This window comes from Halolamina salina (genome assembly GCF_042678005.1).
GTDB classification, from domain to species: Archaea; Halobacteriota; Halobacteria; order Halobacteriales; family Haloferacaceae; genus Halolamina; species Halolamina salina.
Genome location: NZ_JBHUDH010000047.1, coordinates 3306 through 11699, shown reverse-complemented (window position 1 = coordinate 11699; position 8394 = coordinate 3306). Strand labels below are relative to the sequence as shown.

Genomic DNA, 8394 nt, shown 5'->3' with positions numbered 1-8394 from the left:
CTTCGCGCCGGACCAGTCGTACTACGAGGACACGCTCGCCGCCGCCGGCGACGAAGCGTACGGCCAGCGCCCGCCGACGGGCGAGTCGGTCGTCGTCGAACACACCTCCGCGAACCCGACCGGCCCGGTCCACGTCGGTCGCGCGCGCAACCCCATCATCGGCGACGCGATCGCCAACGCGCTCGACTACGCCGGCTACGACGTGGAGCGGCACTACTACGTCAACGACGCCGGCCGGCAGATGGCGCTGTTCACGTGGGCCTACGAGACGTTCGACGAGGACGAACTTCCGGAGCCGGAACGCGAGAAGCCCGACTACGACCTCGTTCGCTACTACCGCAAGGGGAACAGCTACCTCGAGGAGGCCGACGAGGCCGCCACCGCGACCGCCGAGGAGGAGATCGAGTCGATCATGCAGGGACTCGAGGCGGGCGACGAGGAGACGTACGAGCGCGTGAGCGAGGTGGTCGACACGGTGCTCGACGGGATGACCCAGACGCTCTCGCGGCTCCCCGCGGAGTTCGACGAGTTCGTCAAGGAGACGCGGTTCATGCGTTCCGGCGCCACCGACGACGTGGTCGACCGCCTGCAGGCGCTGGACGAGGCCGTCTACGAGGAGGAGGCGTGGCAACTGGACCTCTCCGAGCACGGCATCGAGAAGAACTTCGTGTTCCTCCGCTCGGACGGGACGACGCTGTACACGACGCGGGACATCGCCCACCACGAGTGGAAGTTCGACAACTACGACCGCGCGGTGACGGTGATCGGCGAGGACCACAAGCTCACGTTCGAGCAGCTGAACGAGACGCTCCAGCTACTGGGTCACGACACCGACCAGCTCGACCAGCAGTTCTACTCGTGGGTGAACCTCCCCGGCGGCGAGGGGATGAGCACCCGCGAGGGGACAGGGGTCGATCTCGACGACCTGCTGGACGAGGCCGTCGCCCGCGCCCGCGAGGAGGTCGAGGACCGCATGGACGACCGCATCCGCGAGGACGAACTCACCGAGGAGGACGTGGATCGGATCGCCCGACAGGTCGGGATCGGCGCCGTTCGCTACGACATCGTCGCCAAGCAGCCCAGCAAGGCGATCACCTTCGAGTGGGACCGCGCGCTCGACTTCGAGGCGCAGTCGGCGCCGTACGTCCAGTACGTCCACGCCCGCTGTCGCGGAATCCTCGACGGCGAGTCGGTGCCCAGCGAAGTGGACGGCGACCTGCTGGAGACGCCCGAGGAGCGCGACCTCCTCCGGACGATCGCCCGCTTCCCCGCGGTGGTCGAGGGGGCAGCCGAGGACCTCGAACCCCACCGCGTCGCCACCTACACCCGGACGTTCGCCGAGCGGTTCAACGCGTTCTATCGGGAGTGTCCGGTGCTCGAAGCGGAGAGTGAGGAACTGCGGGACGCGCGGCTGGCGCTCGTGGCTGCGGCGGCACACACCGTCGGGAACGCGCTCGACGTGCTCGGCGTCGCCGCGCCGGAGTCGATGTAGCTCCGGGCCGATAGAGGCAGCCGACCGTCTTTTCGCAGGATCATCCCTGTCCGTCGGCGTCGCCGGGCGCGTGCGGCGAATGGACCAGTCAACAGGTACTTACACGCGATAGCGCCTATCCTGAACTAATGAGTACCGACGCCGAAGAGACAAGCGAGGACAGGCGGAAGTACGAGTTCCGCAAGGTCCTCGAAGAGTTAGAGGAGTACGAGGGATCAGGAACGCAGCTCGTCACCATCTACATCCCCGAGGACCGGCAGATCTCCGACGTGGTCGCCCACGTCACTCAGGAGCACTCCGAGGCGGCCAACATCAAGTCCAAGCAGACCCGGACGAACGTGCAGGACGCCCTCACGTCGATCAAGGACCGCCTGCGTTACTACGACACCTACCCGCCGGAGAACGGGATGGTGATCTTCTCGGGCGCGATCGACTCCGGCGGCGGGCAGACCGAGATGATCACCCGGACGCTGGAGTCGCCGCCGGACCCCGTCGAGTCGTTCCGCTACCACTGCGACTCGGACTTCCTGATCGAGCCGCTGGAGCACATGATGGCCGACTCCGGCCTGTTCGGCCTGATCGTGCTCGACCGGCGGGAGGCCAACGTCGGCTGGCTCAAGGGCAAGCGCGTCGAGCCGGTGAAGTCCGCCTCCTCGCTGGTGCCGGGGAAGCAGCGCAAAGGTGGCCAGTCAGCCCAGCGGTTCGCCCGACTGCGGCTGGAGGCCATCGACAACTTCTACCAGGAGGTCGCGGAGATGGCCGACGACCTGATGGTGCCCAAACGGCACGAACTCGACGGGATCCTCGTCGGCGGCCCGTCGCCGACGAAAGACGAGTTCCTCGACGGCGACTACCTCCACCACGAGCTGCAGGACAAGGTGCTCGGGAAGTTCGACATCGCCTACACCGACGAGTCCGGGCTGTACGACCTCGTCGACGCCGGGCAGGAGGCGCTGGCCGATCAGGAGCTCGTCGAGGACAAAGAGCAGATGGAGGAGTTCTTCGAGAACCTCCACACCGGCGGCGAGGCCACCTACGGGCTCGAGCCGACACGGGAGAACCTCGTGATGGGGTCGGTCGACCGCCTGCTGCTCTCGGAGGACCTCACCGAGGACGTGGTGGTGTACGAGTGTCCCAACGGCCACACTGAGTACGAGACCGTCGAGCGCCGGCACAACACGGCCGACCACGAGTGCTCGGAGTGCGGCGAGGTCGCCGAGGTGCAGGAACGGGAGGACGCGGTCGAGCACCTGATGGAGATCGCCGACCAGCGCGGGACCGAGACGAAGTTCATCAGCACCGACTTCGAGAAGGGCGAACAGTTGCTCAACGCCTTCGGCGGGATCGCGGGGATCCTGCGGTACGAGACGGGCGTCTAAACGGTTTTTCGGCGTCGGTCGTCCTCCGGTTTCCGTGTGTCCGGGCGTGGGCGCGGAATCCGGGGCGCTTCGAAACCCTTACCACCGAATCCCGAATACTCACGGCTAACTCGCTGGTCGACGGGACGCCAGCGGGCACCCGATAGCTCGGGACGAAATGTGGTCGGCCGAGACGCGACGCGTCTCCACCGACTGAATCGCAAGCGCCCGCAGAGAACCATGGCACGAAGTTTCTACTCCCACATCAAGGACGCGTGGAAGCAGCCCGGCGACGGCAAGCTCGCCGAGCTGCAGTGGCAGCGAAAACAGGAGTGGCGCGAGCAGGGCGCCATCGAGCGCATCGAGCGCCCGACCCGGCTGGACAAGGCCCGCGAACTGGGCTACAAGGCCAAGCAGGGCATCGTCGTCGTCCGCATCGCCGTCCGCAAGGGCGGCGCGCGCAAGCGCCGACACAAGGCCGGGCGCCGCTCGAAGCGACAGGGCGTTAACCGCCTCGGCCGCCGGACCTCGATCCAGCGGATCGCCGAGGAGCGCGCGACGCGCAAGTACCCGAACCTCCGGGTGCTGAACTCCTACTGGGTCGGTGAGGACGGCTCCCAGAAGTGGTTCGAGGCGATCCTCGTGGACCCCGAACACGCCGCGATCCAGAACGACGACGACCTCAACTGGATCTGCGACGACTCCCAGACCGGCCGCGCGTTCCGCGGCCTCACCAACGCCGGCAAGTCCAACCGCGGCCTGCGCACCCGGGGCAAGGGTGCCGAGAAGGTCCGACCGAGCGTCGCGTCGGGCGACCGCGGCGGAAAGTAACAGCAATCACCGGTCCGTTTTCTTTCGATGCAGACCGAGTAGCTGCTGCTGTGCGGTGGCGCGAAGCGTCGGCGCCTCCGTGCGCCGACCGAGCGCGAGGGACGAGTGAGCGACTGAAAGGAGCGAACGAGTCGGCTGGGGAGGTATGAGGGCTGTGCGGAGCGGTGCGGTCACAAGTGGACATGCTCGCTCCGCGGTGCTGTTCGCAGCTGTCGTTGCCTCCTCAACGACGAAACCACCGTGCCGACCTTACTCGACTCGGACCACCTGCTTCCCGATGTTCTCGCCCTCGAACAGCCCCAAGAAGGCGTCGGGGGCGTTCTCCAGCCCCTCCGTGACCGTCTCGCGGTACTCGATCTCGCCGGCGGCGACCCACTCCGCCAAGTCCGCGGTCGCCTCCTCGAACCGCGGCGCGAAGTCGCCGACGAGCAGCCCCTGCACGCGGGCGCGGGTCTCGATCAGCTTCCCCAGCTTCCGCGGGCCGGTGGGCATCTCCTCGGCGTTGTACAGCGCGATCTGGCCACAGACCGCCACGCGGGCGTCGACGTTTAGCTGCGTGAACACCGCGTCCGTAATCGGGCCGCCGACGTTGTCGAAGTAGCCGTCGACGCCCTCCGGCGCGGCCTCGCTAAGCGCCTCAATGTAGTCGTCGGTCGCTTTGTAGTTGATGCAGGCGTCGAAGCCGAACTCCTCCTCGACCACCTCGCACTTCTCGTCGCTGCCCGCGAAGCCGACGACGCGGGCGCCCTGCAGCTTCGCGAGCTGGCCGACGACCGATCCCACCGCGCCCGCGGCGGCGCTGACGACCACCGTGTCGCCGGCGCGGGGTTCGAGCACCTCGCGCGTGCCGAAGTACGCCGTCCGGCCCGGCATGCCCAGCACGCCCAGCGCGGTCGACACCGGGAGCGCGCCCGTCTCGATCCGCTGGAGGCCGTCGGCGTCCGCGAGGTGGTACTCGGACCAGGACATGTTGCCGACGACGGTGTCGCCGGGCTCGAACTCCGTCCCCGCCTCGTCGACGACTTCGCCGACCGCGCCGCCCTCCAGCGGCTCGTCGACTTCCCACGGCTCGGCGTAGGACTCGCCGGCGTCCATCCGGCCGCGCATGTACGGGTCGACCGAGAGGTAGCGGATCTTCACCAGCACCTCGCCGGCGGCGGGGTCCCCGAGGTCGATCGTCCGCAGGTCGAACGTCTCGTCGTCCGGCACGCCGTCGGGTCGCTCCGCGAGGAAGTACCGCTCTGTCGTAACCATACAGGGAGATGGGGCGCCGGCGGGAAGGGGGCTACGACGCCGACACGCTAAATCGCACAGCCCACGTCGCGGTAGAGCCAGTGGGTTATGACGTAGACGCCCGCGAGGTTCAGCAGGTAGCCCGCCCAGCGCGCCTCCGGCCCAGTGACGCCGACGATGGAGACCTGCGGGAACCAGACGACCGCGAGCGCGTGATCTCGGCCGCGGAGTCGCGAGCAGGGTTCGCCACCGACCGTACGCTTAACCCTCGTCGGACCCGAACACGGCTTCATGACCGATCTCTCGCTCGACGCTACCCAGCTCGACCGCTACTCCCGACACATCATCCTCGACGACGTGGGGCCGGAGGGGCAGAAACGTCTGCTCGAAGGTAGCGCGCTGGTCGTCGGCGCCGGCGGCCTCGGCGCGCCGGTGATCCAGTACCTCGCGGCCGCGGGCGTGGGCCACCTCGGCATCGTCGACGACGACGTGGTGGAGCGCTCGAACCTCCAGCGCCAGATCATCCACCGCGACGCCGACGTGGGGCGGCCCAAAGCCGAGAGCGCCGCGGAGTTCGTCGCCGAACTCAACCCCGACGTGGAGGTGGAGGCGATGGAGCGCCGGATCGCCCCCGACGAGGCCCGGGAGCTCGTCGCCGACTACGACGTGGTCGTCGACTGCACCGACAACTTCCCGACGCGGTACATGCTCAACGACGCCTGTTCGATCGAGGGCGTCCCGCTCTGTCACGGCGCGATCTACAAGTTCGAGGGGCAGGTCACCACGCTCACCCCCGACGGGCCGTGCTACCGCTGTCTGTTCCCCGAGCCGCCGGAGCCGGGCACCGTGCCGGACTGTGCGACGACGGGCGTGCTGGGGGTGCTGCCCGGCACCGTCGGCTGCCTGCAGGCCACCGAGGCGGTGAAGGTGTTGCTCGGCCTCGGCGACGCGCTCTCGGGCCGGCTGCTGTTCTACGACGCCCGGGAGCTCAGCTTCGAGACCGTCCCGTACCGCGAGAACCCCGACTGTCCGGTCTGTGGCGACGAGGGGATCGACTCCCTCTCGGGCGTCGACTACGACGGCGGCTGTCAGATCGCCGGCGACTGATCCTTCCCCCTCCTTCCCAGGCAAAACCCCGGCCCAGCGTGGCGTCCGTGTGAGACTTACCCAAGGTTATACCACCTAAGAAGCTATCGATCGGGCTGTATCGATTCTACACGCCGAAATCGAACGGTAGCAGCGTGAGAAGCCGTATCGAGGTTGGCGAAAGATTTATATACTTTTCTCTCCTACCCTAGAGTGAAGACAGCCCGGCACCGAGCCGGGTATCACTTCGGTTCCAATCCAATGAGCACCAACACGACCCACCGCGAAACCGAGACCGAGCGGGCAGAGAACGAGCAGGAGCACCACTGCCCCGAGTGCGGTGGCAACCTCGAGACCGACGAGTCACAGGCCGAGACCGTCTGTGCGGACTGTGGCCTCGTCGTCGACGAAGACGCCATCGACCGCGGGCCCGAGTGGCGTGCGTTCGACGCCGGCGAGAAGGACAGTAAGTCCCGCGTCGGCGCCCCGACGACGAAGATGATGCACGACGACGGCCTGTCGACCAACATCGGCTGGCAGAACAAGGACGCCTACGGCAACCAGCTCTCGGCCAGCCAGCGCGAGAAGATGCAGCGCCTGCGGACGTGGAACGAGCGGTTCCGCACCCGCGACCACAAGGAGCGCAACCTCAAGCAGGCCCTCGGCGAGATCGACCGCATGGCCTCCGCGCTCGGGCTGCCGGAGAACGTCCGCGAGACCGCGTCGGTGATCTACCGACAGGCGCTCGATCAGGACCTGCTGCCCGGCCGCTCGATCGAGGGGATCGCGACCGCGAGCCTCCACGCCGCGGCCCGGATGGGGAACGTCCCCCGCAGCCTCGACGAGATGAGCGCCGTCTCCCGCGTCGATCAGGCGACGTTCAAGCGCGCCTACCGCTACATCGTGCGGGAGCTGAAGCTCGAGGTCCAGCCCGCGGACCCGCTTGAGTACCTCCCGCGGTTCGCCAGCGACCTCGACCTCGACGACGAGACCGAGCGCCGCGCCCGCGAGCTGCTCGAGACCGCCAAGCGCCAGAACGTCCACTCGGGCAAGTCGCCCGTGGGGCTGGCGGCGGCCGCGATCTACGCCGCGGGCGTGCTGACCAACAACGCGCTCACCCAGAGCGAGGTCAGCGCGGCGACGGACATGAGCGAAGTCACGATCCGGAACCGCTACCAGGAGCTGCTGCAGGCCGCGGAGACCGGACCGACCGCCAGCGCGGCCTGAGTGACTGACCGACTCGACGACGTCGAACTGGACGGCCGACGGCGATAATCGGTGATTTTGCGGCTTTTTGCGGGCGGTTTCCGCGACGTTCGGCCCCAGAGGAAAGTACCTTTCTCGCGGGAGCGCGAGTACGGTGGTAGTGTATCTCGTCACGTTCCGCCTCGACCCGGGTGAGTACGACGAGGAGTTCCACGAACTGAACGACGCGATACAGGCGACCGCCGAGGAGACGGAGGGGTATCGCGGGAAGCGGACGTGGCACGACCCCGAGAGCGAGGAGGTGCTCGTCGCGTACTACTGGGAGTCACTGGACGCGCTCGAGTCGTTCGGCGCGGCGTCCGTTCACGAACGAGCGAAACAGCGGTGGACGGAGTGGTACGACGCCTACGAGGTCACCGTCACGGAGGTCGTCGAATCGTACGGAAGTGGGTTCGGCGACGACGCCGACCCGCCCGCGTAGACGGTCGGTCGTCGACGGACGCAGAAACGTCGGGGCGTCGCCGTCTATCGAAGCCCGCCGAGCAGTTCGTAATCCTCGTCGGGGTCGTACCGCCGGAACAGCAGGCTGTTCGTCAGCACCGACACGCTCGAGATCGCCATCGCGCCCGCGGCGAGCACCGGCTGGAGCAGCCCCAGCGAGGCCAGCGGGATCATCGCCGTGTTGTAGCCGAGCGCCCAGACGAGGTTCTGCTTGATCTTCTGCAGCGTCGCGTCCGAGATGCGGATCGCCTTCACCACGTCCACGGGGTCGTCGCGCATCAGCGTCACGTCGGCGGCCTCGATCGCCACGTCGGTCCCCGAGCCGATCGCGGTCCCGACGTAGGCGACCGCGAGCGCGGGGGCGTCGTTGACGCCGTCGCCGACCATCATCGCCTGCCGGCCCTGCTCCTGAATCGCTTCGACCGCGTCGGACTTGTCCTCGGGCAGCACCTCCGCGCGGACGTTCTCGGGGTCGATGCCGACCTGCTCGGCGACCGCGCGGGCGGTCCGCTCGTTGTCGCCGGTGAGCAGCATCACGTCGAGGCCGCGCTCGCGGAGCTGGCTCACCGCCGACTTCGCGCTCTCCTTCACGGTGTCGGCGTCGGCGACGACACCCACGAGATCGCCCTCGTAGGCGACCAGCATCGCGGTCTTCCCCTCCCCTTCGAGCCGTTCCATCGTCTCCGC

At 67.9% G+C, this 8394-nt stretch carries 9 protein-coding genes; 6 read left to right on the top strand and 3 right to left on the bottom strand.

What is annotated here, in order from left to right:
* The 3 genes from argS to ACFR9S_RS05600 all read left to right on the top strand — a co-directional run.
* Nucleotides 1-1492: arginine--tRNA ligase (argS, locus tag ACFR9S_RS05610; protein ID WP_379818247.1), on the top strand; the 1492-nt coding region annotated here is incomplete at its 5' end.
* Between the two features lie 128 nt (nt 1493-1620).
* Nucleotides 1621-2871: a peptide chain release factor aRF-1 gene (gene prf1 / locus ACFR9S_RS05605; protein WP_379731747.1), complete on the top strand. Its 1251-nt coding sequence runs from the start codon at nt 1621-1623 to the stop codon at nt 2869-2871.
* A 219-nt stretch (nt 2872-3090) separates the two neighbouring features.
* Complete coding sequence (locus ACFR9S_RS05600) at nt 3091-3681, top strand: 50S ribosomal protein L15e (RefSeq protein ID WP_379731748.1); 591 nt, start codon at nt 3091-3093, stop codon at nt 3679-3681.
* Between the two features lie 249 nt (nt 3682-3930).
* Here ACFR9S_RS05600 and ACFR9S_RS05595 read toward each other — a convergent pair whose 3' ends face one another.
* Together ACFR9S_RS05595 and ACFR9S_RS05590 are read right to left on the bottom strand one after the other, a co-directional pair.
* Nucleotides 3931-4935 carry an NADP-dependent oxidoreductase gene (locus ACFR9S_RS05595; RefSeq protein WP_379818246.1) on the bottom strand — a complete coding sequence of 335 codons (1005 nt, stop codon included), beginning with the start codon at nt 4933-4935 and terminating at the stop codon, nt 3931-3933.
* Between the two features lie 47 nt (nt 4936-4982).
* On the bottom strand, nt 4983-5207 hold the full coding sequence (locus ACFR9S_RS05590) for a hypothetical protein (RefSeq protein ID WP_379732015.1): 225 nt from the start codon (nt 5205-5207) through the stop codon (nt 4983-4985).
* Here ACFR9S_RS05590 and ubaA point away from each other — a divergent pair.
* The 3 genes from ubaA (at nt 5206) to ACFR9S_RS05575 (ending at nt 7687) form a co-directional block, all read left to right on the top strand.
* Nucleotides 5206-6021, top strand: coding sequence for an SAMP-activating enzyme E1 (ubaA, locus tag ACFR9S_RS05585; protein WP_379732011.1), 816 nt, complete (start codon nt 5206-5208; stop codon nt 6019-6021). The genes ACFR9S_RS05590 and ubaA overlap by 2 nt on opposite strands.
* 240 nt (nt 6022-6261) lie before the next feature.
* Complete coding sequence (locus tag ACFR9S_RS05580; protein WP_379732012.1) at nt 6262-7227, top strand: transcription initiation factor IIB; 966 nt, start codon at nt 6262-6264, stop codon at nt 7225-7227.
* A 139-nt stretch (nt 7228-7366) separates the two neighbouring features.
* Nucleotides 7367-7687, top strand: coding sequence for an antibiotic biosynthesis monooxygenase family protein (locus ACFR9S_RS05575; protein WP_379732013.1), 321 nt, complete (start codon nt 7367-7369; stop codon nt 7685-7687).
* A 44-nt stretch (nt 7688-7731) separates the two neighbouring features.
* Here ACFR9S_RS05575 and ACFR9S_RS05570 read toward each other — a convergent pair.
* On the bottom strand, nt 7732-8394 hold a 663-nt coding region (locus ACFR9S_RS05570), incomplete at its 5' end, for an HAD-IC family P-type ATPase (protein ID WP_379818245.1).